20 protein-coding genes and 2 pseudogenes are annotated in these 25986 nt (G+C 71.1%); 13 read left to right on the plus strand and 9 right to left on the minus strand.

Annotated features, from left to right (window positions below; translation table 11 throughout):
• Positions 1 to 8: 8 nt before the first annotated feature.
• The gene (locus AAW13_RS42585; RefSeq protein WP_046728086.1) at positions 9 to 1016 is read right to left on the minus strand and encodes a ketopantoate reductase family protein; all 1008 of its coding nucleotides are present in this window, start codon (positions 1014 to 1016) and stop codon (positions 9 to 11) included.
• Between the two features lie 115 nt (positions 1017 to 1131).
• Here AAW13_RS42585 and AAW13_RS42590 point away from each other — a divergent pair, with 115 nt between their 5' ends.
• The 4 genes from AAW13_RS42590 to AAW13_RS42605 all read left to right on the plus strand — a co-directional run bounded on the left by AAW13_RS42590 (position 1132) and on the right by AAW13_RS42605 (position 6288).
• On the plus strand, positions 1132 to 2727 hold the full coding sequence (locus AAW13_RS42590; RefSeq protein ID WP_046728043.1) for a PucR family transcriptional regulator: 1596 nt from the start codon (positions 1132 to 1134) through the stop codon (positions 2725 to 2727).
• 147 nt (positions 2728 to 2874) lie between these two features.
• A complete protein-coding gene (locus AAW13_RS42595; RefSeq protein ID WP_071659868.1) occupies positions 2875 to 3654 on the plus strand; it encodes a class II aldolase/adducin family protein in 780 nt (259 codons plus the stop codon).
• An 87-nt stretch (positions 3655 to 3741) separates the two neighbouring features.
• A complete protein-coding gene (locus tag AAW13_RS42600) occupies positions 3742 to 5082 on the plus strand; it encodes an MFS transporter (RefSeq protein ID WP_107483545.1) in 1341 nt (446 codons plus the stop codon).
• Positions 5083 to 5193: 111 nt separating this feature from the next.
• Positions 5194 to 6288 carry an MBL fold metallo-hydrolase gene (locus tag AAW13_RS42605; RefSeq protein ID WP_046728041.1) on the plus strand — a complete coding sequence of 365 codons (1095 nt, stop codon included), beginning with the start codon at positions 5194 to 5196 and terminating at the stop codon, positions 6286 to 6288.
• A gap of 287 nt (positions 6289 to 6575) precedes the next feature.
• On the opposite strand, the gene AAW13_RS42610 is transcribed toward AAW13_RS42605, so the two are convergent.
• Both AAW13_RS42610 and AAW13_RS46290 read right to left on the minus strand, forming a co-directional pair.
• Complete coding sequence (locus AAW13_RS42610) at positions 6576 to 7736, minus strand: MBL fold metallo-hydrolase (protein ID WP_063777047.1); 1161 nt, start codon at positions 7734 to 7736, stop codon at positions 6576 to 6578.
• 182 nt (positions 7737 to 7918) lie between these two features.
• A complete protein-coding gene (locus AAW13_RS46290) occupies positions 7919 to 8068 on the minus strand; it encodes a hypothetical protein (protein ID WP_167391801.1) in 150 nt (49 codons plus the stop codon).
• 315 nt (positions 8069 to 8383) lie between these two features.
• Here AAW13_RS46290 and AAW13_RS42615 point away from each other — a divergent pair, with 315 nt between their 5' ends.
• Positions 8384 to 10123: a pyruvate dehydrogenase gene (locus tag AAW13_RS42615; protein WP_046728040.1), complete on the plus strand. Its 1740-nt coding sequence runs from the start codon at positions 8384 to 8386 to the stop codon at positions 10121 to 10123.
• 174 nt (positions 10124 to 10297) lie between these two features.
• Here AAW13_RS42615 and AAW13_RS42620 read toward each other — a convergent pair.
• Positions 10298 to 10956 (minus strand): annotated as a pseudogene (locus AAW13_RS42620) (LLM class flavin-dependent oxidoreductase).
• Positions 10957 to 11600: 644 nt separating this feature from the next.
• Here AAW13_RS42620 and AAW13_RS42625 point away from each other — a divergent pair.
• Together AAW13_RS42625 and AAW13_RS42630 are read left to right on the plus strand one after the other, a co-directional pair.
• Positions 11601 to 12224, plus strand: coding sequence for an RNA polymerase sigma factor (locus AAW13_RS42625; RefSeq protein ID WP_046728039.1), 624 nt, complete (start codon positions 11601 to 11603; stop codon positions 12222 to 12224).
• A complete protein-coding gene (locus AAW13_RS42630; protein ID WP_206306379.1) occupies positions 12221 to 12892 on the plus strand; it encodes a hypothetical protein in 672 nt (223 codons plus the stop codon). The genes AAW13_RS42625 and AAW13_RS42630 overlap by 4 nt, the downstream gene beginning before the upstream one ends.
• Positions 12893 to 13334: 442 nt before the next feature.
• On the opposite strand, the gene AAW13_RS42635 is transcribed toward AAW13_RS42630, so the two are convergent.
• Positions 13335 to 14057, minus strand: a complete 723-nt coding sequence (locus tag AAW13_RS42635; protein ID WP_079179197.1) for a CoA transferase subunit B — start codon at positions 14055 to 14057, stop codon at positions 13335 to 13337.
• A 2-nt stretch (positions 14058 to 14059) separates the two neighbouring features.
• Positions 14060 to 14884 (minus strand): CoA transferase subunit A, encoded by an 825-nt coding sequence (locus AAW13_RS42640; protein WP_046728038.1) that lies wholly within the window; start codon positions 14882 to 14884, stop codon positions 14060 to 14062.
• Positions 14885 to 15116: 232 nt separating this feature from the next.
• Between AAW13_RS42640 and AAW13_RS42645 the strand changes: the two genes are divergently transcribed.
• The 6 genes and pseudogenes from AAW13_RS42645 (at position 15117) to AAW13_RS42670 (ending at position 21113) form a co-directional block, all read left to right on the plus strand.
• Entirely contained in the window at positions 15117 to 16352 is a 1236-nt protein-coding gene (locus AAW13_RS42645) for a substrate-binding domain-containing protein (protein WP_046728037.1), read from the plus strand.
• 4 nt (positions 16353 to 16356) lie between these two features.
• Entirely contained in the window at positions 16357 to 17169 is an 813-nt protein-coding gene (locus AAW13_RS42650; protein WP_079179198.1) for an ABC transporter ATP-binding protein, read from the plus strand.
• 26 nt (positions 17170 to 17195) lie between these two features.
• A pseudogene (locus AAW13_RS42655) lies at positions 17196 to 17873 on the plus strand (ABC transporter ATP-binding protein); the annotation flags it as partial.
• Between the two features lie 257 nt (positions 17874 to 18130).
• Complete coding sequence (locus AAW13_RS42660; RefSeq protein WP_046728035.1) at positions 18131 to 19018, plus strand: branched-chain amino acid ABC transporter permease; 888 nt, start codon at positions 18131 to 18133, stop codon at positions 19016 to 19018.
• Positions 19015 to 20148 carry a branched-chain amino acid ABC transporter permease gene (locus tag AAW13_RS42665; RefSeq protein WP_046728034.1) on the plus strand — a complete coding sequence of 378 codons (1134 nt, stop codon included), beginning with the start codon at positions 19015 to 19017 and terminating at the stop codon, positions 20146 to 20148. Before AAW13_RS42660 ends, AAW13_RS42665 begins: the two co-directional genes overlap by 4 nt.
• Complete coding sequence (locus AAW13_RS42670) at positions 20145 to 21113, plus strand: alpha/beta fold hydrolase (protein WP_046728033.1); 969 nt, start codon at positions 20145 to 20147, stop codon at positions 21111 to 21113. Before AAW13_RS42665 ends, AAW13_RS42670 begins: the two co-directional genes overlap by 4 nt.
• A 69-nt stretch (positions 21114 to 21182) precedes the next feature.
• Here AAW13_RS42670 and AAW13_RS42675 read toward each other — a convergent pair whose 3' ends face one another.
• The 3 genes from AAW13_RS42675 to AAW13_RS42685 form a co-directional block, all read right to left on the minus strand.
• Entirely contained in the window at positions 21183 to 23138 is a 1956-nt protein-coding gene (locus AAW13_RS42675; protein WP_046728032.1) for a helix-turn-helix domain-containing protein, read from the minus strand.
• Between the two features lie 162 nt (positions 23139 to 23300).
• On the minus strand, positions 23301 to 24698 hold the full coding sequence (locus AAW13_RS42680; protein ID WP_046728031.1) for an MFS transporter: 1398 nt from the start codon (positions 24696 to 24698) through the stop codon (positions 23301 to 23303).
• 96 nt (positions 24699 to 24794) lie between these two features.
• A complete protein-coding gene (locus AAW13_RS42685) occupies positions 24795 to 25622 on the minus strand; it encodes a 3-hydroxybutyrate dehydrogenase (protein WP_079179199.1) in 828 nt (275 codons plus the stop codon).
• Between the last annotated feature and the right edge of the window lie 364 nt (positions 25623 to 25986).

The raw sequence follows: 25986 nt of genomic DNA on the forward strand, positions 1-25986 counted from the left end.
GGGCTCCTTCAGGTGCCGGGCGTCTGGGCGTGGCCGCGGACGCGCTCGCGCAGGGCGAGCAGGCCGTGCACGGAGTCGAGGGAAGGGGACGGGACACCGGTGCGGCGCGCGAGTTCGCGCACGGCGCCGACGACGGCGTCGAGTTCCAGGGGCCGGCCGCGGTCCGCGTCCTGCAACATGGAGGTACGGAACGCGCCGAGGCCGCGGGTGACGGCGAGCCGTTCCTCGGCCGTCATGGCGCTGTCCAGGCCCAGTGCGGCGCCGACAGCCGCGGTCTCCTCGAACATGGCGACACACAGCCGCCGGGTGTCGGGATCGTCGAGGATGTCCAGGACGGTGGCGCCGGTGAGCGCGCTGACCGGGTTGAGATTGACGTTGCCCAGGAGCTTCTCCCAGATGTCCCGGCGGATGTCCGCGGCGGGCTCCGGGCGGACGGAGCCCGCCGCGGACAGCGCGGCGACGCACCGTGTGACCCGGTCGGAGACTCCGCCTGCCGGGTCGCCGATGATCAGCCTGGTGCCGCTGACCTGGGCCACCCGGCCGGGACTTTCGACGACACTGCTGAAGTGCGCGACCCCCGCCATCACACGCTCGGCGGGCAGCAGGTCCAGCAGTTCCCCGTCGGGGTCGACCGGGCGCAGGACGGAGTCCTCCGCGGAGTGCTCGACCGTGGAGAGCAGCCACCAGGGCACTCCGTTGGCCACGACCAGCACGTCCGTACCGTGTTCGATCCACGTCCGGACGGAGCGTGCCGCCGAGAGCAGATGCTGGCTCTTGACGCAGAGGACCGCCAGATCCGGGACGGGAAGCCGCCAGGCGTCGTACGCCGTGGGGAACCAGTGGCGGTGCGCGGCTCCCGTCTGCCGGTCACGCAGCGCGAGCCCGTGCGCGGCGATCGCGTCGAAGTGCGGGCCCGGCCTGCCGAGCAGCGAGACCTCGGCGTCCGACATGGCGAACGCCCCGGCGAGGACGGCTCCGACGGCGCCCGGGCCGACGATGGTGATCCGATGTCCCATGGCAGCGAGCATGCGCCGCGGCACGGGCCACGACAATGTCGACACCTACACTCGCGGCCATCGCCTGATGTAGATTCCGCCATCACCTCATTTCCGTCGGGCGGGAGGAACCCGTATGACCGCCATGCTCCTGGAGCAGCTCGTCGTCGCTCTTCAGGACGACGTGGTCAGCGTGCTGTCGGAGGGCGCCGAGGCCGAACCGCGGGTCGTCGGCGTGGAGTTGCTGGACTCTCCCGAGGTAGTGCGGGCGACCGCGTCCGGCCACCTGCTGCTCGGAGTGGGTGTGGACATCGCGGACCACGACGTCATGGACGCCGCCCTCCGCGCGGCGGCCGACACGTCGTGCGCGCTCGCCGTCAAGTGTGCCGTTCCCGCACGAGAGGATCTGCTGGCCCGGATCCGCGCCACCGGGGTTCCCGTGCTCGCGGTCAATCCGCAGATGCCGTGGACGCGCGTCCAGCGCCTGGCGACGACGGTGCTGGCCGCGCGGGCGGCGGATTCCGAACCCGGCGGTCCACCCACGGGAGGTGATCTGTTCTCCCTGGCCAACGCGGTCGCCGGCATCGTCGGTGGGGCAGTGGCGATCATGGACACGCAGCAGATCATCGTCGCTTACTCGAACCTGCCGGACCAGCCCATCGACGAGATCCGGCGACAGGGGATCCTGGGCCGCCGCGTGCCCGAGGACGCCATCGCCGACCACCTGGACCGGAAGGTGTGGACGAGTGACACGGTCGTGCACCACCAGCGGACCGGAAGCCTGCCGCGTATGGCCGTGGTCATACGGGCGGGGGAGGACGTGCTCGGCTCCCTGTGGGCCGCGTTCCCCGATGACACCCCGGTCCCGGACTGCGGTCCCACTTTGCAGGAGGCGGCCCGGGTGGCCGCGTTGCACATGCTGGCGCTGCGCCGCCAGGTCGACGCGGAACAGGAGAGACGCGACCGGGCCCTGCGCTCCGCGCTGGAGGGCCGGTCGGGGCAGAGCGACCTGCCCGGCGGTGTCTGCCTCCCGGGTGTCCTGGTCGGGCTGAGCGAGGCCGTGGACGAAGGCGACGAAGCGGGCGACGCCGGTGTGGCTGCCCGGCTGCACGCCGCTCTGCTGCGACTGGTCGATCTCGCCGTCCTCGACGGCCGCTCCCTCGGCTACGAACCGGCGGCCGCTCTGCTCGGAGAGCACGTCTACGTACTGCTGCCCGCCGCCGGTTCGGGGCGAGTCTCCACCGGCGTCCTGCTGGACCACCTTCTCGACCGGGCCCGGCACAGCCTGCATCGGTCGTTCGTCGCGGTCTGCTCGCCGACCGTCGGGGCACTCTCACCCCTCCTCCGGGCCCGCCGCGACATCGACGCCGCGCTGGACCACCTCCGGGGGCAGTGCGCGGATCCGGGCGCGTACCGCACCGAGGACCTGCGGCCGGAGCTGGTGCTGCGGCGGCTCGTCCGGGCCGTGCGTGACGACGGTGAACTGCGTACCGGCTTCGTGGACCGCCTGCGGGCGCACGACGCCGAACACGCCACCGAGTACGCGGCCACCCTGCACGCGTATCTGCGGCACTTCGGAGACGTCGTCGCGGCCAGCGGGGCGCTGCACATCCATCAGAACACACTGCGGCTGCGGCTGCGCCGGGCCGAGGAGCTCTTCGGGGTGTCGCTCGCCGACCCGACCAGACGCCTTCTGCTGACCTTGGAACTCACCGCACTCACGGGGCCGTAGTGTCGGATCGCACAGCGCGCGAGCGCTTTTCGTGGCGTCCTCGACATTGGCCGCCGAGGGGGCACGCACTCATGCTCCTGGACACCGAGGCAAACCTCCCCCGGAGGAGACGCCTGCGGCGACACCCATGGCCCAAGGAGCGCGGCAGTGACGGTTCTGGACATCCCCACGAGCACGAAGAAGCCTGCCGGCATGAGTGAGGCCGAGTGGCAGGCGCGGCTCGAACTGGCTGCCTGCTACCGGATCTTCGACCACCTCGGCTGGGTCGAGATGATCTTCAACCACATCACCGTGCGCGTGCCCGGCGAGGACGGGCACCTGCTGATCAACCCGTTCGGCCTGATGTATGACGAGGTCACCGCCTCGAACCTGGTGAAGATCGATCTCGACGGGAACGTCCTGTCCGACTCCGACTGGCCCGTCAACGAGGCGGGACTGCTGATCCACTCGGTGATCCACGCCAGCCGGCCCGATGCCCACTGCATCATGCACACCCACACCACCGCGGGCACGGGTGTGGCCTGCCTGCGCGGCGGACTGGACCCGGACAACTTCTACGCCGCACAGCTGCACGGCATGGTCGCCTACCACGACTTCGAGGGCGTCACCGTCGACCCCGAGGAGAAGCCACGACTGGTGGCCGACCTCGGCGAGCGCAACCTGATGGTCCTGCGCAACCACGGCCTCCTCGCACTGGGCCCGACCCTGCCGGCCGCCTTCTCCGCCCTGTGGACGTTGCAGCGGGCCTGCGAGATCCAACTGGCCGCCCAGTCGTCCGGGCAGCCGCTGATGCCGGTGACCTCGGAAGCGGCGGTGCGCTCGACCAGGGAGTCCTTCCAGATGGGGGACCGTACGCAGGCGGGGCGGACGTTGTTCACCGCGTTGCGTCGGCGCGTCGACAGGATCGCCCCGGACTACGCCGTCTGACACACACCCGAACCCTTTTTGTCCACACCCCCACCGCTCACCTCCCCGTTCCGGGTCGATGACGACCCGCAGACGATCGGACCAGCCATGTCCCAGCCCTCAACGGCATCAGGCCGCCAGCACCGTACGGTCGCGCTTGCCGCCATGGCGGGCACCACCATCGAGTGGTACGACTTCTTCATCTATGCCCTGTGCACCGGCCTGGTCTTCGGCAAGGTGTTCTTCGAAGGATTCGGCGAGGACTCGCTGATCATCTCCTTCGCCACCATCGGCATCAGTTTCTTCTTCCGCCCGGTCGGTGCCGCTGTGGCCGGCCACCTCGGCGACCGGCTGGGCCGCCGCGCGATGCTGATCGCCACCCTGGTGCTGATGGGCGTGTCCACCACCGTCATCGGCCTGGTGCCCACCCGGGACTCCGTCGGCATGGCCGCCCCGGTCATCCTCGTCTTCCTGCGGATCCTTCAGGGCATGTCCGCCGGCGGGGAGTGGGGCGGCGCCGCCCTGATCTCCGTGGAACACGCCCCCACCGGAAAGCGCGGCAGGTTCGGTGCCTTCCCTCAGCTCGGCGCCCCGCTGGGCCTGCTGCTCGCCAACGGCGTCCTCGCCCTCGTCACCGCCCTCACCACCGACGAGCAGTTCCTCTCCTGGGGCTGGCGCATCCCCTTCCTGCTCAGCGTCGTCCTCGTCGCCGCCGGCTTCGTCATCCGCCGCCGCGTCGAGGAGAGCCCCGTCTACCGGGAGCTGAAGGACACCGGTGAGCGCGCCCGCACCCCGCTCGCGGCACTCTTCCGCGACCACTGGCCCCTGGTCATCGCCGGCGCCCTGCTGTTCGCCGCCAACAACGCCGTCGGCTACATGACCACCGGCGGATACGTCCAGGCCTATTCGGTCAACCACCTCGAGATCAACCCCACCACCATCCTGATCTGCGTCATGACCGCGGCGGTGGGCTGGCTGGCCAGTACTCTCGCAGGCGGCATCTGGTCCGACCGGGTCGGGCGCATCCGCGTCTACCGCATCGGTTTCCTCATCCAACTCGTGTGGATGTTCCCGTTCTTCGCCCTGCTCAACACCGCGAACACCGGTCTGATCGTGCTGGCCCTGGTCGTCTACAGCATCGGCCTGGGACTGACCTACGGCCCGCAGTCCGCCCTGTTCGCCGAGATGTATCCCACCGCCGTCCGCTACAGCGGCGCCGCGCTCTCGTACGCCCTGGGGGCCGTCCTCGGTGGCGCCTTCGCCCCCATGATCGCCGAGGCCCTTCAGACCAGCACCGGCACCGTGTACTCCGTCGGTGTCTACCTCGCAGCCGTCACTCTCGTCGGGCTCAGTGTGACCTTCTTCCTCAAGGAACGGCGGGACACCCCCCTCTCCGACACCGGCGCCCACACCGAGCAGCGCAGCGAGGAGACCAGCGTCACCGCCTGATGAACCGCTGACGGCCGGAGGCCGACCCCCAGGGTCGCCCGCCGGCCGTCAGCACACATATTGATGATGTATCAACTACCCATGACGTCCCCGGTAAGGAGCCACAACCACATGAACGACCCGACGGCCGACACGACACGTCCGGCGCTTCCCGAAGGCCCCCGTCACAGGTCCCTCACCCGCCGCAGGTTCTGGCAGTTCGGCGCCGCCGCAGCAGTCACCGCCGGCGCGGCGTCGCTCCTGCAAGGCCAGTTCGCCGGCGCCGCGACCGCCGCCTCCTCGCAGGACTACTTCGACCGTGCCGCCAAGCTGGCCGGTGACAACCCGATCCTCACGGATCTCGTCAGCGCGCTCACCTCAGGTTTCACCGTTCCGCACCCGAGCGCGCCGGATCCGCTGAAGATCTTCGACGACGTCGCTGTGCTGAGCGTCGGATGGGTGTCCGCGACGGCCATCCTCACGTCTGGCGGAATCATCCTGATCGACTCCCTGACCTCGCCCACCGATGCGCAGGGGACCCTCGTCCCGGGCCTGAAGGCGCTCGGGGCGGACCCGTCGACGATCAAGTACGTCGTCGTCACCCACGCCCACGGCGACCACTTCGGCGGCGCCCAGTACCTCGCCGACACGTACGGCGCCCGGGTGATGATGGCGCCGGCTGACTGGACCACCCTGGCCACCAGCAATCCGGCCAACGCCCCTGCCCGGGACCTGGACATCACCGACGGCCAGCAGCTGACCCTGGGCGACACCACGATCACCCTCCACTACACCCCGGGCCACACCCCCGGCACCGTCTCCCCGATCTTCCCCGTCCACTGGCAGGGCACCGCACACACGGCGATGCTCTGGGGCGGCACCAACCCGCCCACCGCCACCGCGGACAAGCAGACGTACCTCTCCTCGGCCCGCACCTTCGGCTCTCTCATGAAGCGGGCCGGCGTCGACGTCGAACTGAGCAACCACCCGTTCTGCGACTACGGTCTGGAGCGCATGCAGGAGCTGAGCGGCGCGCCGGACACAGCCGACAACCCGTTCGTCGTCGGCACCGCCGACGCCCAGCTCTTCATGCAGGTCATGCGAACCATGGTGAACGGTCGCATCCTTCAGGACCAGGAGTCCTCGAGCTCCGCCGCCGCCAGCACCGCCACAACGGCTGTGGCGCTGGCCGGGACGAGCCCGGGCAGGGCCGGCTGCTACTGCTGACAGCCACACCCTTCCGAGCCGCCACCACGACGGCCCCGGTTCGAGGCGGAACCTGCTTGATCGGGTTCCGCCTCGTCCTCGTCGTCCAGGACCACGACGCAGTCCGACTCCTCGAAGCGGGAGCGGAGCGGATGTGGTGGCGGGGGCGGTCGTAGTCCAGTGACTCCCCGGTGGTGCAGCCCGGCGGTGCGCGGGTTCCCTGCGGGGTGGAGGGGCATTCGGGCGGGCTGTCGGCTGGGCGTGGCCGGTGCTGTCGTACCAGTCACGCCCAGCCGCTCACCTGGGCGTCAGCAGTTGCAGGCCCCCTTGTGGGTGGCCGTTGCGGCCACCGCCGCGCCGGTGGTGAACGCGGCGGTGGTGACCGTCGTGCTGGAGGACGAGGACTCCCCGTCCTCGAGGATGCGGCCGTTCAGCATGTCCTGCATGACCTCCATGAAGAGCTGGGTGTCCGAGGTGCCGACGACGAACGGGTTGTCGGTGCTGCTCAGTTCCGCCATGCGCTCCAGCCCGTAGTCGGCGAACGCGTGGTTGTTCAGTTCGACATCGACGCCCTGCTGCGACATCGTCGAGGCGAAGCTGATCGCGGAGGAGAGGTAGGTCTCCTTGTCGGCGGTGGCGGTGGGCACGCCGGTGCCGCCCCACAGCATCGCCGTGTGCGCGGCGTTCTGCCAGGTGACGGGGAAGATCGCGGAGACGGTGCCGGGCGTGTGGCCCGGCGTGTAGTGAAGGGTGATCGTGGTGTCGCCGAGGGTCAGCCGCTCGCCGTCGCTGATGTCCAGATCCCGGGTCGGGATGTTGGACCCCGAACTGCCGGCGAGGGTGGTCCAGTCGGTCGGTGACATCATCACGCGGGCGCCGTAGGTGTCGGCGAGGTACTGGGCGCCCGCGTAGTGGTCGGGGTGGGCGTGGGTGACGACCACGTACTTGATCGTCGACGGATCGTAGCCGAGGGTCTGTAGCCCGGCGGCGATGGTGTTCTCGGCGTCGCTGGGCGAGGTGAGGGAGTCGATGAGGATGATTCCGTCAGACGTGAGGATCGCCGTCGCGGACACCCAGCCGACGCTCAGCACCGCGACGTCGTCGAAGATCATCGTCGGGTCGGGCGCGTCCGGGTGCGGCGGGGTGAAGCCGGAGGTGAGCGTGGTGACGAGGTCCGTCAGGATCGGGTTGGTGCCGGCCAGCGCGGAAGCCTCGTCGAAGTAGTACGTCGACGTCGTACCACCGCTGCTCGTGCTGGAGGGGCTGCTGGTGGGAGTGCTGGAGGCAGTGCTCGACGGCTTGCCCGAGGGCCTGGACGTGGCGGCTCCGGCGGAGTTTCCCGGAAGGAAGGTCGCTGCGCCGACGGTGAGCGCCGCGGCGGCGCCGACCTGCCAGAAGCGGCGGCGTGTGACGGATCCGGGGTCCGGGGAGACAGCCGGCTGGGTGCCGTTGGTCTGCGGCTCATTCATGTGTGCGGCTCCTTGCTGGTGAAAGGGTTCGGATCGCCTCGCGGTCGCCCGGCGTTCTTCGGAGCGGCGCGGAACGGCGAGGACGGAAAGGGGGCGCCGCGGTAGCGGGCGCCAGTGGGCGACATCCCTGCGACCGGAGCGGACCGCGGGCCCTGGGTCAGGAGAGGCTGCCGACGGGGTGGTCAGGCGGTGCGGTCGGGCGCGGGCCGGTCGGTTCTGTGGGGCGGGGTGTCGAACAGCGCCGGCCCCGCCGGAGTGCGGGTGAAGCGGCGCCGGTCGGGACGGCCGGAGTGCTGCGCTGCGTGGATCGTCGTGATGTCCAGAACGGTCACTGCCGTGCTCCTTGATCGCTCCAGGGCATCGTCGGAGATGAGGCGGTGCCTTCGGTGTGCAGGAGCATGGGGGCGCGGCCATACGCAGGCCAATGTCGAAGGCGACAGTGAATGTGTTCCCACCGTGGCTGATGCGACATTGCGTCAGTTCTGGCTGCTGGCGGGACGATGTGCCGCGCCAGCGGGGGAGCCGCGCGGGAGCGGCGACCGGTACCCACGGGGATACCCGCGCACTCAAGGTAGACGCATCAACTATATTGAGGCTGTCGAGAGTCACCTGGCACGGGTGTGCAGCCCGAGGGGAGTAGCGCGTCGATGCGGAACCTGAACGTAGCCCAGCAGCTGGTGGACATCCTGCGTCAGGCGGGCGTGGAGCGGATCTACGGCGTCGTGGGCGACAGCCTGAACTCGGTGGTCGACGCGGTGCGGCGCACCGACGGCATCGAGTGGGTGCACGTCCGCAACGAGGAGGCCGCCGCGTTCGCCGCGGCGGCCGATGCCCAGTTGACCGGCAGGCTCGCGGTGTGCGCCGGCAGCTGCGGCCCCGGAAACACCCACCTGATCCAGGGGCTGTACGACGCGAACCGTTCCGGGGCGCCCGTCCTGGCGCTCGCCTCGCACATCCCCTCCCGCCAGATCGGCACCGGCTTCTTCCAGGAGACGCACCCGGAGCGGCTGTTCACCGAGTGCAGCGACTACTGCGAGATGATCGGCACCCCGGAGCAGATGCCCCGGGTGCTGCGCATCGCCATGCAGCGGGCCGTGGGCAACAACGCGGTGTCGGTCCTCGTCATACCGGGCGACGTCGCACACGCCGAGGCCAGCCACCCGACCGGGGCCGGCGACCTGGTCACCGAGCTCGGCCGGGTCGTCCCGCCGGACAGCCAGGTACGCGCGCTGGCGGAGAGGCTGAACGCCGCACGCAAGGTCATGCTGTTCTGCGGCGCCGGAGTCCGCGACGCCCACGCCGAGGTGATGGCCCTCGCCGAGAAGACCGCCGCCCCGATCGGGCACACCCTGCGCGGCAAGGAGTGGATCCAGTACGACAACCCGTACGACGTCGGCATGAGCGGACTGCTGGGCTACGGAGCCTGCTTCGAGGCGATGCACGAGGCCGACCTGGTTGTACTGCTGGGCACCGACTTCCCCTACAACGACTTCCTGCCGCAGGCGCGAACCGTGCAGATCGACCACGACGCGGGCCGCCTCGGCCGCCGCAGCGTACTGGAACTGGGCGTGCACGGCGACGTACGGGAGACGTTGCGTGCCGTGCTGCCGTTGGTCGAGGCGGAGGGGGACCGCGCCTACCTGGACCGGATGCTGCACAAACACGCCAGGCAACTGGAGACGGTGGTCTCCGCCTACACCCACGACGTCGAGCGGCACCTGCCCATCCACCCCGAGTACGCGGCCGCGGTCCTGGACGAACTCGCCGCCGACGACGCGGTGTTCACCGTGGACACCGGCATGTCCAACGTCTGGGCGGCGCGCTATGTGACTCCCAACGGGCGGCGCCGGGTGATCGGTTCGTTCCTGCACGGCACGATGGCCAACGCGCTGCCGCACGCCATCGGCGCGCAGTTCGCCTACCCCGGCCGCCAGGTGATCTCGATGTCCGGGGACGGCGGACTGGGCATGCTGATGGGCGAGTTGCTGACGGTGAAACTGCACGACCTGCCGGTGAAGACCATCGTCTTCAACAACTCCTCCCTCGGCATGGTGAAACTGGAGATGCTGGTGGAGGGGCTGCCCGAACACGAGACCGACCACGGGCCGGTGGACTACGCGGCGATCGCCCGCGGGGCGGGAATCGAGGCTGTCCGCATCGAACGCCCGGAGGATGTCGTCGAGGGCCTCAAGCATGCGCTCGCCCATGACGGACCGTTCCTCGTCGACCTGGTGACCGACCCCAACGCACTGTCGATCCCGCCGCACATCTCGGCCGCCCAGGTCAAGGGGTTCGCCTTCGCGGCGGGCCGGACCGTGCTCGACGGCGGCGTCGGCAGGATGCTCGACCTGGCCCGCGCCAACCTGCGCAACATACCGCGCCCCTGACGTCCGCGGCGCTGTGTCATCCGGCGTCACGCGGCCGGCACGGACCGGTGGGCCGTGCCGGCCAGGCAAGGGCGACACATCAACCGTGAGCGGCGGCCCGCGCATCAAGGACGGCTCTTCCGCACTCCGTCTCCGGAAAGCGGAAGAGCATCGCGCGCGGTTCCGTCCACGGTGTCAGCTCGCGAGGAGGTCACGGACCATCGGGAGCACCCTGGTGCCGTACAGCTCGACGGCGCGCAGGCGGGCGCTGATCGACTGGTTGCCGTACATGAGGTCGAAGCGGCCGACGTCGAGGGTCTTGATGGCACGGGCCATCTTGCGGGCCACCGTCTCCGGGGCGCCTACGTAGAGGGAACCGTGCTCGATCTCGGACAGCGGGAAACCGTAGTGCGCGGTGCGGATGACCGACTGGGGCGAACCGCCGACGCCCACCCAGGTGCTCAGACGCCCGGACTCGGTCTTGGGGAAGACGTCGGCGTTCTCCACGGCAGCCCGCTTGGTGCCGCTCCAGGTGACGGGCCTCTCCTCCAGCAGCTTGGCGAAGAGTTCGATCTTCTCTTCGAACAGCACGTCGTAGTCGGCGAGGTCGTAACCGAAGAGAGGGAACGACTCGGTGAAGGAGCCGCGTCCGAGGATCACTTCGGCCCGGCCTTCGGACAGCGCGTCCACGGTCGCGAAGCGCTGGAACACGCGGACCGGATCGTCGGAGCTGAGGACGGTCACGCCGGAGCTCAGACGGATCCGGCTGGTGCGGGTGGCGATCCCGGCGGGGTGCCGGAGTCGTCCGCCGGTACATCCCCGAACGTATCGAGGCCGAAGACGAGATCAGACATGGCGAGACTCCCGCACAGGGCGATTGTTGACGTATCAATCATTCGGAAATGTCATTGATGTGTCAACTTGCTGCTGGATGCGTCGGCGGCGAGGGAGCTGGATCCGGCGGCCCGCTGATCCGCGGCGCTCCCGCGCGCCGGGCGGCCGTGGACGTCGTCGCTCCCTGCGTCGGCGCAGCGCCGATCTTTGCGGAAGCAATGATGTGGACGTATGAACGCACGCCATCGCGCCAAGCCGTGGCGGCTGCTGATCCCGTTCGGTAGCAGTCACGCCTAGTGAAGCTTGGGGGTGTGCATCGAATGTGCGTTCTTCCGTGCGCGAGCCGAGCGCAGGGTGACGGGCCTGGTGTGATGCAGAACACTTTCGATATGCGCAGGGGTGTTCGCTTTGCTGTCCGGTCGGGTTGAGCCTGGTCAGAAGGCTACCGACGGTGACTAGCAGTGCTTGTTGAAGATTGCAGCACGGTGCGGGCCGGAGCTCCCGGCAATTTTTCCCGGGTGTGCATGAGTGATCGACCACATGAACCACTTAGGTAGGTCTCAGGCCCAACGGGCCGTCGGCGCGCACGAGTTGGCGCCGGTCCCAGCCGACCCTCAATGGAGAGGAAACGCCTGCCCATGTGCTGTGCCGCCGGGAGGCCTGTGTGAGTCACGACGACGCCCCAGAGGGCACTCCAGACGCTGAGCCGCGTTCCGCACTCTCACAGTCCATGTTCCTGCCGCTGGACCTGCCGCTGGACTTCGAGGCCTTCTACCTCGGGCACCAGGAGCCGTTCCATGCCTACGCGGAAGTCCACTTCGGGACCCGCGAGGTGGCCGAAGAGGTCATACACGAGGTCTTCCTCCAGATCCACGCGGGCTGGACGGAACTGCTGAGCTCCGGCTCGCTGGAGCAGGGCGCCTGGGCGATCATGCGGCGGGCCGTGCACGACCGCCTCGATCGCGAGGGCCGCGCACCGGCGTTCGTCATCAACGGACCCATCGCCCAGGCGCTCGCCCCGGCACTCGCCACGGCCCGGGACAAACTACAGAAGATGGAGTCGACCAGCGGCCTGTACGAGGCGATCTCGGAACTGCCCAACCGCCAGTTCGAAGTGATCGTGCTGCGTTACATCCTCGGCTACCCCACCGCCAAGGTCGCCTGGTACGTCGGCATCGACGAACGCACCGTCGGCCACCACCTGCGCCGCGGGAAGGAACGCCTGCGCGTCAAGCTCGGCCTGCCCGACGAACACAAGAAGCGCCACCCGAAGGGGGAGCGACCGTGATCACCACACTCGATGCCCTGCTGAACGAGGTCCGGCTGCCCGCCACGGCCCCGCGCCGGTTCGACGTCGCCGCCGGCCTGCGCCGGCTCGCCGCCGACGCGGGCCGGCGCACCCCGGCCACGGAGATAGCCCGCGCCGCCCAGGCCGGCCAGCGCCTGGGCGTGGTGTGCCGGTGGGTTCTCAACGAACCGGCCGTCGCCGACCACGTCGCCAAGATCGCCGAAGGCCCCGAGCGCGGCCCGCTGACGGAGGAACACCTGGACGTCGACGGCGCCCTCGCCTTCGCCTGCCTGCTCTATTTGACCCGCCATCCCGAGTCCGCCCAGTTCTGGTGGCAGCTCGCCGCCGGCGCCGGCAGCCGCGCCGCCGCCTACTGCCTGCACCTGCACCACCTGGCCCTCGGCGAGTCCAAGCGGGCCCGGCACTGGTTCCACCAGCTCACCCACTCCATGGCCGACACCGCACCGCCCGACGCCGCGTTCCTCGAAGGGCTGGAGCTGTTCGCCCGCTACGTCCGCACCAACGGCTCCACCGCGCTGGCCCCCACCTGCCGTCTCGAGCACGAGGTCGACCGGCTCGCCGCACGCACTCCCGGCCGCTCCGTGATCGTCGCCCGGCCCGACCGGCAACTTGTCGACCGGTTGCAGGAGTTCGCCGCCGACCGCTGAACCGGCCCGGCACGCGAGGAAGAGAAAGAAGGAGGGGAGTCCCGTACCGGCCACCGGTTCCGAGGCCACCGGCCGGGCGGACTCCCCACCACGACGCCATACGAAAGGGACGCCTTCCATGTACCTTAGCCCCCGCCCGCCCCTGCCGGACAAGAACCAGCCGACTGCCCCACCACGCACCCTGCCGCGCGCCACCCGCCACCGCACCGAACCCGGCCTCATCGGCGTCGTGGTCCTCCTGCCGTGTCACCACCCCTGCTGCGCTCCCCTCCGGGGGATCACATCGGCGCAGCCTGCCGTCTCCATCCGCGGGGTGAGCGACACCGAAGCGCTTCAGCAGGCCGCCCGGCCCCGCGGCGCCAAGGCGATGTGGCCTTCCCGCCCGTGACTCACGTACGTGGCCGCCGCAGGAACCCTCCGGCGGCCACGTACGAGACCGCGATCAGCCAAGTCGAGGGCGCCGACGGGCAAGAGCGGCGGGCGGGGGAGTGGTGCCGGTGTGGCTTCCGCGGGTTGCGGTCGCCGACCGACTCTCGTCGACGACGAGGGGCGCGGCCGTCGCCGCCACGACCTCCCGCACGGTGACGCCAGGGGCGGTCTCCACCAGACGCAGCCCCTCGGGCGTGACGTCGATGACGGCCAGGTCGGTGATGACGCGGTCCACGACGCGGCGACCCGTGGCAGGAAGGCTGAGTTCCTCGACGAGCTTCGGGCTGCCGTCCTTGGCGACGTGCTCCATCACGACCAGGAGCCGGCGGGCGCCGTGCACCAGGTCCATCGCGCCGCCCATGCCCTTGACCATCCTGCCGGGGATCATCCAGTTGGCCAGGTCGCCGTGGGCGGACACCTGCATGGCGCCGAGCACCGAGACGTCGATCCGACCGGCCCGGATCATGCCGAAGGAGAAGGCCGAGTCGAAGTACGAGGTGCCCGCGACGGTGGTGACCGTCTCCTTCCCGGCGTTGATCAGATCGGGGTGCTCCTCGCCGTCGTACGGGTAGGGGCCCACGCCGAGGATGCCGTTCTCGGAGTGCAGCACCACATGCACGCCGTCCGGCAGATGGTTGGGGATGAGGGTCGGCAGGCCGATGCCGAGGTTGACGTACTCGCCGTCGCGCAACTCCCGGGCGGCGCGGGCGGCTAGCTGGTCACGGTCGAACGGCATGGTCACTTCTCCTCGGGAGCGAGGGCAGGGGCAGGGGCGGCGGCGGTGCGTGCGGCGGCTGCTCCGGTACCGGGGCGCGCGGGGCGGACGGTGCGGCGCTCGATGCGCTTGTCCAGCGAGTGGTCGACGGCGATCACACGGTCCACGTACACGCCCGGCAGATGCACGGCGTCCGGGGGCAGTTCACCGGGTTCGACGACGCGTTCGGCCTCGACGAGGGTCACCTGTCCCGCCATCGCGCACAGCGGGTTGAAGTTGCGGGCGGCCGCGTGGAAGACGCAGTTGCCGTGCCGGTCGGCGACTTCGGCCCGTACCAGGGCGAAGTCGGCCGTGATGGCTTCCTCCAGCAGGTAGCGGCGGCCGCCGAACTCCCTTGTCTCCTTGGGCGGGGAGGCGAGTGCGACGCCGCCGTCGGCACGGTGGCGCCAGGGCAGGCCGCCCTCCTCGACCTGGGTGCCCACCCCCGCCGGGGTGTAGAAGGCCGGGATGCCGGAGCCACCGGCCCGCAGCCGCTCCGCGAGGGTGCCCTGCGGGGTCAGCTCCACCTCCAGTTCGCCGGCCAGGTACTGGCGGGCGAACTCCTTGTTCTCCCCGACGTAGGAAGAGGTCATCCGGGCGATCCGGCCGGCCCGCAGCAGCAGGCCCAGCCCCCAGTCGTCCACACCGCAGTTGTTGGACACCACCCGCAGGCCGGACACGCCCGTCTCGGCCAGCGCCGCGATCAGCGTCGACGGGATGCCGCACAGGCCGAACCCGCCGACCGCGAGGGTCGCACCGTCGGGGATGTCCGCCACTGCCCGCGCGGCCGCGGCCATCACTTTGTCCATGCCGTTTCCTCTTCCACCGGGATGTGTCGTGTCCGTCGGCCCGGCCCACCACCACGGAGCGGAGCGGCCAGGACCGGGTGCTGCTCACCTTTGCCTGGAGCGACCGACGCAGGCCATGTGTGTCGGCGCCATGACTGGCCCCGAAAGAACGGTGATTCGCAACATGCCGCCCGTCGTACGGCGCTCCTAGGGTTCCGGCAATCCAGCACCGCACCGTCAGGAGCCGTACGTCATGCGTTCTCACCTCACGGACACCTTCAGAAGCAGATCGGTTCGCGCCCTCACCCTGATCGCGGTCGGCGCCCTCGTCGCGGGCTGCTCCTCGGCCGGCACCGCGGGCACCGCCACGGCCGGTTCGGACGGTAAGTCCGCTCCTGTGAAGGTGGGACTGGTCTACTCCCGCAGTGGACTGCTGGCCGCCTACGGCAAGCAGTACGAGGAAGGCTTCAAGGCGGGCCTCGCCTACGCCACGCACGGCACGAACAAGGCCGGCGGCCACCCGGTCCAGGTCACCGAAGAGGACGACGCGGGCGACCCGGCGAGGGCGGTCGCCGCGGCCAAGACCCTCGTCGGCAAGGGTTACAAGATCCTCGCCGGCACCACCGACTCCGGCGTGGCCCTTCAGATGGCGCCGCTGGCCGCGCAGAACAAGGTGCTCTACGTCAGCGGGCCCGCGGCCACCGACGCGGTCACCGGCATCAACGCCTACACCTTCCGCTCGGGCCGGCAGTCGTACCAGGACATCCTCACCGCCGGAACGCTGCTCGGCGACGCCAAGGGCAAGAAGGTCACCGTACTCGCCCAGAACTCCGCGTTCGGACAGGCCAACGTGGCCGCGGTCAAGGCCGTCCTGGGCGCGAAGGGCGCACACGTCGGCTCCGTGCTGGCGCCGCCGAGCGCCACCGACCTCACGCCCTTCGCCCACCAGACCCGGGCCGGCAACCCGGACCTGGTGTTCGTGGCCTGGGCCGGCACCACCGCCCCCGCCCTGTGGACCGCGCTGAACCAGCAGGGCGTCCTGGACGCGAGCAAGGTCGTCACCGGACTCGCGGGCACCGCCTCCTACCCGGTCTTCGGCGCGGCCGGCTCCAAGGTCGCCTTCCTCGCGCACTACTTCCCGGGCGCCGGCGGCGGCAACCACGTGGAGAAGGCCATGCTGGACGGCATCACGAAGGCCGGCGGCACCCCCGACCTGTTCAGCCCGGACGGCTTCACCGCCGCCCAGATGATCGTGCACGCGATCGAGTCCGGCAGCGCCACCGACAGCACCGCCATGGCCGAGGCGCTGGAGGGCTGGACCTTCGACGGGCCCAAGGGGAAGGAGCAGATCCGCGCGAAGGACCACGCCCTGCTCCAGCCGATGTTCACCGCCAAGCTCGACGGCAGCGGCAGCACCGCGCGGCCCGAGCTGACCGACAGCATCCCGATGACGGCCGTCGCTCCGCCGGCCGCGAAGCCGGCGGGCTGAGCCGATGTCCTCCTCCGACACGACGTCGCCGAGCGCCCCGGAGGCCCCGGGCGCCGGGAAGGCCGACGCCTTCCCGGCCCCGGTGCTCCGGTTGCGTGACATCGGCTGGACGGTCGGCGGCGCCACCATCGTCGACGCCGTCTCCTTCGACGTACGCGAGGGCGAGTTCCTCGCCTTCATCGGCCCCAACGGAGCAGGAAAAACCTCCCTGTTCAACCTGGTCAGCGGACTCAACCCGGTCTCCCGGGGCGCGATCGAGCTGGACGGCCGCGACATCACCGGCGAGGCCGCCTACGCCCGCGCCCGGCGCGGCCTCGGGCGCACCTTCCAGACCTCCAGCCTGTGGCCGGGCATGACGGTCGTCGACCACGTCAGGCTCGCCGCCCAGGCCGCGGACGGCGGCTCGTACCGGATCTGGCGCCGCGCCGACACCTCCCCGGAACGGATCGACGGGGTGCTGGCCCGTACCCAGCTCACGCACCGCGCGGACACCTGCGCCGAAGCCCTCTCGCACGGCGAGAAACGCAAGCTCGAACTCGCCGTCCTGCTCGTCGGCGAGCCCCGGCTGATGCTGCTGGACGAGCCGATGGCCGGCGTGAGCGCCGAGGAGGTGCCCGCGCTGACCGAACTCATCCGGTCGCTGCACAAGGAAGAGGGACGCACCGTGCTCATGGTCGAGCACCACATGGACGTGCTGCTGGACCTGGCCGACCGGCTGGCCGTGATGCACCACGGCACGCTGCTGGCGCTGGACACCCCGCAGTCGGTGATGGCCGACGCCACCGTGCAACAGGCCTACCTCGGGGAGGAGTTGTGACTCCCACCGCGGCACCCCTGCTGACCGTGCGCGACCTGCGGGTCGTGATCGGGGGCAAGCACATCCTGCACGGCGTCGACCTGGAGGTGGCGGCCTCGGGCACCACCGCCGTGCTGGGCCGCAACGGCGCCGGGAAGACCACCACCGTACGCGGCATCCTCGGACTCGTGCCGAGGACCGGCAGTGTGCTGCTGGCCGGCGAGGAGACGGTGCGCCTGGCCACCCACGCCCTGGTGCGCCGGGGCATCGGCTACGCACCGGAGGACCGCGGCGTCTTCGCCTCCCTCAGCGTCGCGGAGAACCTGCGCCTGGCCGAGCGGCCCGGTGCCGGGGAGCCGGCCTACGACCTGGTGCACACGCTCTTCCCGGAGCTGAGACGACGCGCCCGGCAGGCCGCCGGCACCCTGTCCGGCGGCCAGCAGCAGATGGTCGCCATCGCCCGGACTCTGCTCAACGGCAACCGGCTGATCATCGCCGACGAACCCACCAAGGGGCTGGCGCCCAAGGTGGTCACCGAGGTCGCCCAGGTGCTGGAGCGCGCCGCCGAGGCGGTGCCGGTCCTGCTCGTGGAGCAGAACCTCGCTCTGGTGCGCCGCCTGGCCCGCCACTGCGTCGTCCTCGCCGCCGGCCGCACCGCGCACCAGGGACCGGCAGCGGACCTCCTCGCCGACGCCGAGGCCGCCCGCCGCCTGCTCGCAGTCGGCAGCACTGGCGGTACCGGCAGCACTGGCACCGGCAGCACTGGCACCGGCAGCACTGGCGGTACCGGCCCCGGCGCCATCGGCGGTACCGGCGACACCGGCGCCGGGGGCACCGGCAGCATCGGCATCGCAGGTGGCACCGGCGCCATCGGCGGCACCGGCACCGCGGGGCGCACCGGTGGCGCCGGGAGCCCGACCGCCGGTTCGCCTGTTCGCACCGCGGCGCGCCCCGCCGCCCGGACCACGGAGGCAGACGCCTGATGTCCACCGTCGTGCTGCTCACCTTCACCGGACTCGGCCTGGGCGCCCTGTACTTCCTGGTCGCCTCCGGCCTGTCGCTGATCTTCGGGCTGATGGACGTGCTCAACTTCGCCCACGGCGCCCTGCTCTCGGTCGGCGCCTACGGCACCTGGTGGGCCGCCTCCGGCCACCTGCCCGGTGCCGGCTCCGGCGGAGCCGGGTTCGTCCTCGCCGTCGTCTTCGGTACGGCCGTGGGCACCGTCTCCGCCGTGGTGCTCGAACTCGCCGTGATCCGCCCGCTCTACACCCGCCCCCGCGAGCAGATCCTCGCCACGGTGGGTGTCGGCCTGGCCGTACCGGCCCTGCTGTCCGCGATCTGGGGATCGGACGCCCGTCCCTTCCCCGGACCGAAGGCACTGTCCGGCACCTTCGCCGTGCTGGGCGCCGAAGTGCCGCTCAACCGAACCGTGTTGATCGGCGCGGCGCTGGCCGTGCTGGGCGCCCTCAAGCTGTTCCTGAGCCGGACCAGGCACGGACTGGTGGTGCGCGCCGGCGTCGAGGACCGGGCGATGGTCACCGCGCTCGGCATCGACGTGCGCAAGGCCTTCACCCTGGTCTTCGCCATCGGCGGTGCGGCGGCCGCCCTCGGCGGTGCCCTCGGCGGCCTCTACTTCGGCTCCGTCGACCCCGAACAGGGCACGTCCCTGCTCATCTTCGCCTTCGTGGTCGTCGTCACCGGCGGCATGGGCTCGCTCACCGGCGCCGCGCTGGCCTCGGTGGCCGTGGGCCTCGTCCAGCAGTTCGCCAACTACTACACCACCGCCGGGCTCGGCGACCTCGCCGTCGTCGTCCTGCTCGCCGCCCTCCTGCTCGTCAGACCACGAGGGCTCACCGGGAGGCTCGCATGACCACCGCCACCCAGCCGCGCGGCCGGTCCCGCACGGCCGGCCACCCCCTCGACACCCGCTCCCGGCGGCTGCGGCGCGCCACCCGCTGGTGGCCCGCCCTGCTCCTGGTGGCGCTGTTCACCGTGCCCTACAGCGCGCTGCCGCTGCCCGGCCTGCTCGACGGCCCGATCGGAGGCCCCGGCAACCTGCAACTGCTCGCCCTGTGCCTGCTCTTCGGAGGCCTGGCCACCGGCTACGACCTGTTGCTCGGCCGCACCGGACTGCTCTCCTTCGGACACGCCCTCTACTTCGCCGCGGGCACCTACGTCACCAACACCGTGATGCTCGAGGCGGGCCTGCCGTTCGCCGCGTCGGCGCTGCTGGGCCTGCTCGCCGGCGCGGCGCTGTCCGCCCTGCTGGGCGCCGTCAGCCTCCGCGTCAGCGGCATCGGATTCTCCATGGTCACCCTCGCCTTCGCGCAGGCCGCGTCGATCCTCGTGCAGCGCGACCCCGGCGGTGTCACCGGCGGCGAGGAGGGCCGGGCCGCACCCGCGGACAGACTGCCCGCCGCACTGGTCGGCATCGAGCACACCGCCAACCTGTACTGGATCGCCCTGGCCTACCTGGTGGTGGTGCTCGCCGTCGTGCACCGGGCGGTCCGCTCACCCGTCGGCCGGGTCTGGGAAGGCATCAAGGAGAACGAGCGCCGGGTGGAGGTGCTCGGACTGCGCCCCTACGGGTTCAAGCTCCTCGCCTTCGTCCTGGCCGGCACTCTGGCCGCGCTCGGCGGCCTCGTCTACCTGCTGCTGACCGGCGGCGCCACCCCGCAGACGACCACCTCCGACTTCACCCTCTCCCTGCTGGTGATGGTGGTGCTGGGCGGTTCGGGCAGCCGGTGGGGCCCCACGGTCGGAGGCGTTCTCTACACCTGGGCCGACCACAGGCTCACCGACCTGGCCGGCTCGGACACGGTCGCCGGCCTGCCCGCGGTGGTCCGGGTGCCGCTCTCGCAGCCCCTGTTCCTGCTCGGCGCCCTGTTCGTCGCGGTGATATACCTGCTGCCCGGCGGCGTGGCCCGGCTCCCGGCCCGCCTGCGCGCCGCCCGCCCGTCCCCCGCCGCGGCCGAACGCGAGGAGGTTCCCGCGCCATGAGTCCCACTCCGCAGAACGGGGCGACGGCCCGTCAGCACGGCTCGGCACCGGCGCGCGAGGAGTTCCAAGTGCCGGTGCCCGGCGGGCGGTTGGCCGTGTCGCGCTGGCCTGCCGACGACCCGGGCGCGCCGGTGGTGCTGGCGCTGCACGGCATCACGGCCAACGGTCTGAGCTGGGCGCGCGTCGCCCACCACCTGGCCGGCCGGGTCACCCTGGTGGCACCCGACCTGCGCGGCCGCGGCCGCAGCGGGGGAGTGCCCGGCCCGTACGGCATCGCGGCCCACGCCGACGACATGGCGGCCGTGGTGGACGCCCTGGGCGTGGGCCGGGTGGTGCTGACCGGCCACTCCATGGGCGCGTTCACCGCGGCCCTGACCGCCGTCCGCCACCCGCACCTGGTGAGGGCCCTGCTCCTGGTGGACGGCGGCGTGGGCTTCCCCGTTCCCGCCGGACTCGATCCCGACGAACTGATCACCGCGGTGCTCGGCCCGGCCATGCGACGGCTGTCCATGACGTTCCCGGACCGCGAGGCCTACCGCACGTTCTGGAAGTCGCATCCGGCCTTCACCGCCTGTTGGTCGCCGTGGGTGGACGACTACATCCAGCGTGATCTCGTGGGGGAGGAGCCCGAACTGCGCTCGTCCTGCGACCTGGAGGCGGTCCGCACCGACGGCGTGGACCAACTCGGCGCGCAGGTGTCGGGCGCGGTGCACCGACTGCCCGTGCCCGCCGTGCTGCTGTGGGCGCCACGCGGCCTGATGGACGAGCCGCAGGGCCTGTACGACGAGCAGCGGCTGGCCGCAGCCGGCCTCGATCCCGCCATGGTGCGCACCCGGTCGGTGCCCGACACCAACCACTACTCCGTCATCATCGGCGACGAGGGCGCCCGGACCGTGGCACAGCACCTCCTCGCCGCGGCCGACGTGGACGAACCCGGGGAACCCACGGATACGGCGCCCCGGTGACCTGGCGTCCCGGCGTCCCGGTGACCCGGGCGGCCGGAGCCGTGCCGCCCACCCACCCGCGCTCCGACGTCACGCGTCCGACAAGAGATGCAGGCGCAGGGCGAGTTGGAGTTCCAGGGTCTGTTCGGGGGTGTTCCAGTCGGGGCCCAGCAGCACCTGGACGCGGTCCAGGCGCTGCACGACCGTGTTCACGTGCACGTGCAGCGCCTCCTTGGCCCGGCTCAGGCTCCCGCCGCAGTCGAAGTAGGCGCGCAGGGTGCGGACCAGTTGGGTGCCGCGCTGAGCGTCGTAGTCCAGCAGCGGCCCCAACGTGGCGGTGACGAAGCCGTCCACGTCGTGAAGGTCACCCAACAGCACACCGAGAAAACCCAGTTCGGCCACGCTCGCCCCGTGTCCTTCGCGGCCGAGCACATGCAGGGCCCGCAGACACCGCAGGGCCTCGGCATGCCCGTCGGCGATGCCGCGCGGCCCGGCGGCCGGCCCGGCACCGGCCACCGTGACCGGAGCACCGGTGAGTTGGCCGAGCTGCCCGGCCGCGCCCCGGGCCGCCTCGCCCGGGCCGGTGCCGTCGCACGGGAGCAGCAGCACCACAGCGCCCTCGTGCTCGGCGCTGACACCGCCGCCCCCGAACAGGTACTGCACCGCCGCGTCCGCGAGCCGTTCGCGGACCGCGTCGCCGGAGCGGGCGACGAGCAGCAGGTGGGGCCGGTCGAGGTCGATGCCGAGGCGGCGGCCGCGGCTCACCAGGCCGGCCGGGTCGCGGTCGGGCACGGTGAGCAGGTCGGTGAGCAGATCGCCGCGTACACGGTTCTCGGTCTCCGCCACCGAACGCCGCAACAGGAGCAGCAACGAGGTCACGACGCTGCTGCGCTCGAACAGCCGCCGGTCGGGGCCGTGGAGGTCAGGCCGCCCGAACAGCACCAGGCAGCCCAGCAGTTCCTGCCCGGCCAGCACCGCGCACACCCAGCGCCCGTCACGGAACACCGCGTGCGCGGCCGCGCGTGAGCTCTCCGCCGCAGCGACCAGCGCCGCCGCCTCCTCCTCCGTACCGCCGGTGTCCGCCGGGCCCTCCGCGATCGCGCCACCGTGCACGGCGACCGAGGTGAGCGGCCATCCGGAACCGTCGTGAACCGCGACGTCCCCCTTCAGCAGACCGGCCACGGCGGCGGCCACGTCCTGGAGTTCACCGCCGCGCAGCACCAGATCGGTGAGCCGGTCATGCGATTCCTCGGCACGCTGCATGGCCGCGGAGTGCTCCCGGATCACGGCGTTGGCCTCCGCGAGTTCGGCCATCGCGACCCGCGCGTCGGCCATCGACTTGGCGGTGTCGATGGCGATGGCGGCATGGTCGGCCAGCGAGCACAGCAGGGCGACCTCGTCCGGGGCGAACGTGCGGGGAGTGCGGTCGGCGGCGAACAGCGCCCCGATGACCTGGCCGCCGCTTCCCGACCCCAGCAGCAGTGGCACGCCGAGTATCGCCACCAGGCCCTCGTCCAGGACCCCGGCGTCGATGCTGCCGGTGTGCAGGAAGCGTTCGTCGGTGCGGTAGTCGGGGGAGGCGTAGGGGCGTGCGGTCTGTGCGACCAGTCCGCCGAGGCCCTCCCCGAGGTCGAGGCGCAGGTTCTGGAACAGCTCCGACACCGAGCCGTCGGTGACACGCATATAGGTGTCGCCGGCCTCCTCGTCGGGCAGCGTGAGGTACGCCGTGTCGGTGCCCAGGAGCATACGGGCGCGCCGCACGATGGAGTGCAGCACGGCGTCGAGGTCGCGCAGGGCCGCGAGGTCGCCTGCGGTGTCGAACAGCGCGGTCAGCTCCGCCTCCCGGCGCCGGTGCTGCCGCAGCGTGGTCCGCACGCGCAGCGCCGTCTCGGTGGCCCGCTCGACCGCCGCGAGATCCTCGGCCACGGCCCCGCTGCCGCGGGCCTCGACGGCGACCGCGCTCAGGTCCTCGGCAGAGGCGCCCGCGGCGAGGAGTTCGAGCAGCCGGCACAGATGACGGGTGGCGGGAGTGGGTTCATGCGGCATGGGCGGTCAACCGTCGCGTCGTGGGTGAGCAGGGGGATCGGAGTAGGGGACCGGAGTATGGGCGAGAAGGGAACGGCCTTGTGCGAAGCGGCCGATGAGGGCCAGGGCTCTCCCCGGCCGGGAGGGCCCTGGCCCTCATCGGCCGGGCAGTGGGGTCGGCCGTCAGGCGGACGCGGCCGTCTCCCGGTCCGCGGCGGCCCGTGTCGCGGAGCCGTCCGGTTCGATCGCGGCGAGGTCCCTGCCACGGGTCTCACGGGAGGCGACGACGGCGATCACGGTGATCAGGGCGGCCAGCCCGACGTACACCGAGATGGGCGTGGAGTCGCCGTAGGAGCCGAGCAGCGCCGTCGCGATCAGCGGGGCCGGGGCGCCGGCCGCCACCGAGGACAGCTGCGCTCCGATGGAGGCACCGGTGTAGCGCATCCGGGTGGCGAACAACTCGGAGAAGAACGCCGCCTGGGGGGCGTACATGGCGCTGTGGAAGATGAGCCCCACGGTGACGGCCAGGACCAGCGCGGGGAACGACCTGGTGTCGAGCAGGGCGAAGAAGGCCCACGACCACAGGCCGACGCCGACCGCGCCCACCAGGTACACGGGCTTGCGCCCGACCCGGTCGGACAGCGCCCCGAACAGCGGGATGAGGCAGAACTGCACGGCCGAGCCGATGAGCACCGCGTTCAGCGACGTCTGCTTGTCGATGCCCAGGTGGTCCACGCAGTAGGTGAGGACGAACGCGGTGATGACGTAGTACGAGATGTTCTCGGCCATGCGGGCGCCCATGGCGACCAGGATGTCCCGCCAGTGGTCGCGTACGACCGCGACGAACGGCGGCTGTTCGGCCCGCTGTTCCGCCTTGCGCCGCTCGGCCTTGGCCAGCGCCTCCTTGAACAGCGGCGACTCGTCGACGGACAGCCGGATCCACAGACCGATCATGACCAGTACGGCGGAGAGCAGGAACGGCACGCGCCAGCCCCAGGTGTTGAACGCGTCGTCGCTGAGCACGGTGGTCATCAGGGAGAGCACGCCGACGGCGACCAGGTTGCCGGCCGGTGCGCCGCCCTGTGGCCAGGACGCCCAGAAGCCGCGCCGCTTCGCGTCGCCGTGTTCGGACACCAGCAGCACCGCGCCGCCCCACTCGCCGCCGAGGGCGAAGCCCTGGATGAGACGCAGGACGGTCAGCAGCACGGGAGCGGCGACGCCGATGGTGTCGTAACCGGGGACGCAGCCGATCAGGGCGGTGGACAGCCCCATCATCAGCAGGCTGATCACCAGCAGCTTCTTACGGCCGAGCCGGTCGCCGAAGTGTCCGAAGACCACGGCGCCGATCGGGCGGGCGGCGAAGCCGATGGCGTAGGTGAGGAAGGAGAGCAGGGTGCCGGTCAGCGGGTCCGACTCGGGGAAGAAGACGCGGCCGAAGACCAGGGCGGCGGCCGAGCCGTAGAGGAAGTAGTCGTACCACTCGATGGTCGTGCCGATCAGGCTGGCCGCGACGATCTTGCGCAGTCCGCTCGGGCTTCTGGAGGCGGCTGGGTCGTTCACGGCGTTGTGAGCGCTGGGCATGGGTGTCACCGTTTTCCGGAGGAGTCGGTTCGGTTGCGGTGCGCCGGCAGGGCGGCGCATGCGGTGCGCCGGTGAGGCGCACCGGCTGACGGGGTTTCAGTGGGCCGTCCAGCCGCCGTCCAGAGGGATCGAGCTGCCGGTCAGGTATCCGCTGCGTTCGGAGCACAGCCACAGGGCCGCCTCGGCGACCTCGGCCGGCTCGATCAGGCGCTTGATCGCGGTGCGTTCCAGGAACACCTGGTCCATCACCTCCGCCGCGGAGATGCCGTGGGCGAGCGCCTGGTCGGCGATCTGCTTCTCGACCAGCGGCGTGCGGACGTAGCCGGGGTTGACGCAGTTGCTGGTCACACCGTGTGCGGCGCCCTCCAGGGCGACCACCTTGCTCAGGCCCTCCAGCGCGTGCTTGGCCGTGACGTACGCCGACTTGTAGGGGCTGGCCCGCAGACCGTGCACCGAGGAGATGTTGACGACCCTGCCCCAGGCTTGCGCGTACATGTGGGGCAGCGTGCGGCGCAGGATGCGGAACGGGGCCTCCACCATGACTCGCTGGATCAGTGCGAACCGCTCCGGGGGAAACTCGTGCACTGGGGCGACGTGCTGAAGACCGGCGTTGTTGACCACGATGTCGGCGTCGTCCGGCAACGCGTCCACGGCCTCGGCATGCGCGAGGTCGGCCACGACGGCGATACCGTCGACCGCCGCGGCCACCTCCTTGGCGGCCTCGGCGGCCCGGTCCACCACGTAGACCTGGGCGCCGGCAGCGGCGAAGGCCTCCGCGCACGCCCAGCCGATCCCGCTGGCCGCACCGGTGACGAGAACCTTGCGGCCGGCGAGAAACCGGCTCGAGGCCAGGCCGGGCCCGGTGCCGTCGCCGCGGTCGGGATGCTGGGGCGAGCCCTCGTGGGAGCCCTTGGTGCTGTCCATGGCCGAACACGGTAGGTAGGACTCACGCGGTGAGACATGTGGGTCACCAACACATTTTCAAGCCGCGAGGTAGGTGGCACCACCATGTGCTGACGGACGGCGGCTGATCCTGGACGTCACCCACGCCCACGACAGCCGTCACCACGCCCAGGACTCCCGAGGGGCGTGGGTGCGGGCGGGCGTCCATGTGTCACAGGAGCATCGCCGAGACCATGGGTGCGCGCGCCATGCCGGGCTCCGCAGTCCTGGCTCTCCCTCACATGTCGTCGGCCGCTCGGCCGGTCGTACTGTCCGCTTCCAGCAGGCTGGTACGACATCAAGCCGGTACGACATCAAGCCGGTACGACATCAAGCCGGTACGACA

Source organism: Streptomyces humi (genome assembly GCF_001005085.2).
Classification (GTDB): Bacteria; Actinomycetota; Actinomycetes; order Streptomycetales; family Streptomycetaceae; genus Streptomyces; species Streptomyces humi.

Coding starts and splice junctions, on each gene's coding strand:
- AAW13_RS42605 (WP_046728041.1), top strand. CDS start 5,194: ATGAACGACCCGACGGCCGACACGACACGTCCGGCGCTTCCCGAAGGC.
- AAW13_RS42640 (WP_046728038.1), bottom strand. CDS start 14,884: ATGGACAAAGTGATGGCCGCGGCCGCGCGGGCAGTGGCGGACATCCCC.
- AAW13_RS42590 (WP_046728043.1), top strand. CDS start 1,132: ATGACCGCCATGCTCCTGGAGCAGCTCGTCGTCGCTCTTCAGGACGAC.
- AAW13_RS42635 (WP_079179197.1), bottom strand. CDS start 14,057: ATGCCGTTCGACCGTGACCAGCTAGCCGCCCGCGCCGCCCGGGAGTTG.
- AAW13_RS42600 (WP_107483545.1), top strand. CDS start 3,742: ATGTCCCAGCCCTCAACGGCATCAGGCCGCCAGCACCGTACGGTCGCG.
- AAW13_RS42585 (WP_046728086.1), bottom strand. CDS start 1,016: ATGGGACATCGGATCACCATCGTCGGCCCGGGCGCCGTCGGAGCCGTC.
- AAW13_RS42615 (WP_046728040.1), top strand. CDS start 8,384: ATGCGGAACCTGAACGTAGCCCAGCAGCTGGTGGACATCCTGCGTCAG.
- AAW13_RS42665 (WP_046728034.1), top strand. CDS start 19,015: ATGACCACCGCCACCCAGCCGCGCGGCCGGTCCCGCACGGCCGGCCAC.
- AAW13_RS42645 (WP_046728037.1), top strand. CDS start 15,117: ATGCGTTCTCACCTCACGGACACCTTCAGAAGCAGATCGGTTCGCGCC.
- AAW13_RS42610 (WP_063777047.1), bottom strand. CDS start 7,736: ATGAATGAGCCGCAGACCAACGGCACCCAGCCGGCTGTCTCCCCGGAC.
- AAW13_RS42675 (WP_046728032.1), bottom strand. CDS start 23,138: ATGCCGCATGAACCCACTCCCGCCACCCGTCATCTGTGCCGGCTGCTC.
- AAW13_RS42685 (WP_079179199.1), bottom strand. CDS start 25,622: ATGGACAGCACCAAGGGCTCCCACGAGGGCTCGCCCCAGCATCCCGAC.
- AAW13_RS42680 (WP_046728031.1), bottom strand. CDS start 24,698: ATGCCCAGCGCTCACAACGCCGTGAACGACCCAGCCGCCTCCAGAAGC.
- AAW13_RS42650 (WP_079179198.1), top strand. CDS start 16,357: ATGTCCTCCTCCGACACGACGTCGCCGAGCGCCCCGGAGGCCCCGGGC.
- AAW13_RS42660 (WP_046728035.1), top strand. CDS start 18,131: ATGTCCACCGTCGTGCTGCTCACCTTCACCGGACTCGGCCTGGGCGCC.
- AAW13_RS42670 (WP_046728033.1), top strand. CDS start 20,145: ATGAGTCCCACTCCGCAGAACGGGGCGACGGCCCGTCAGCACGGCTCG.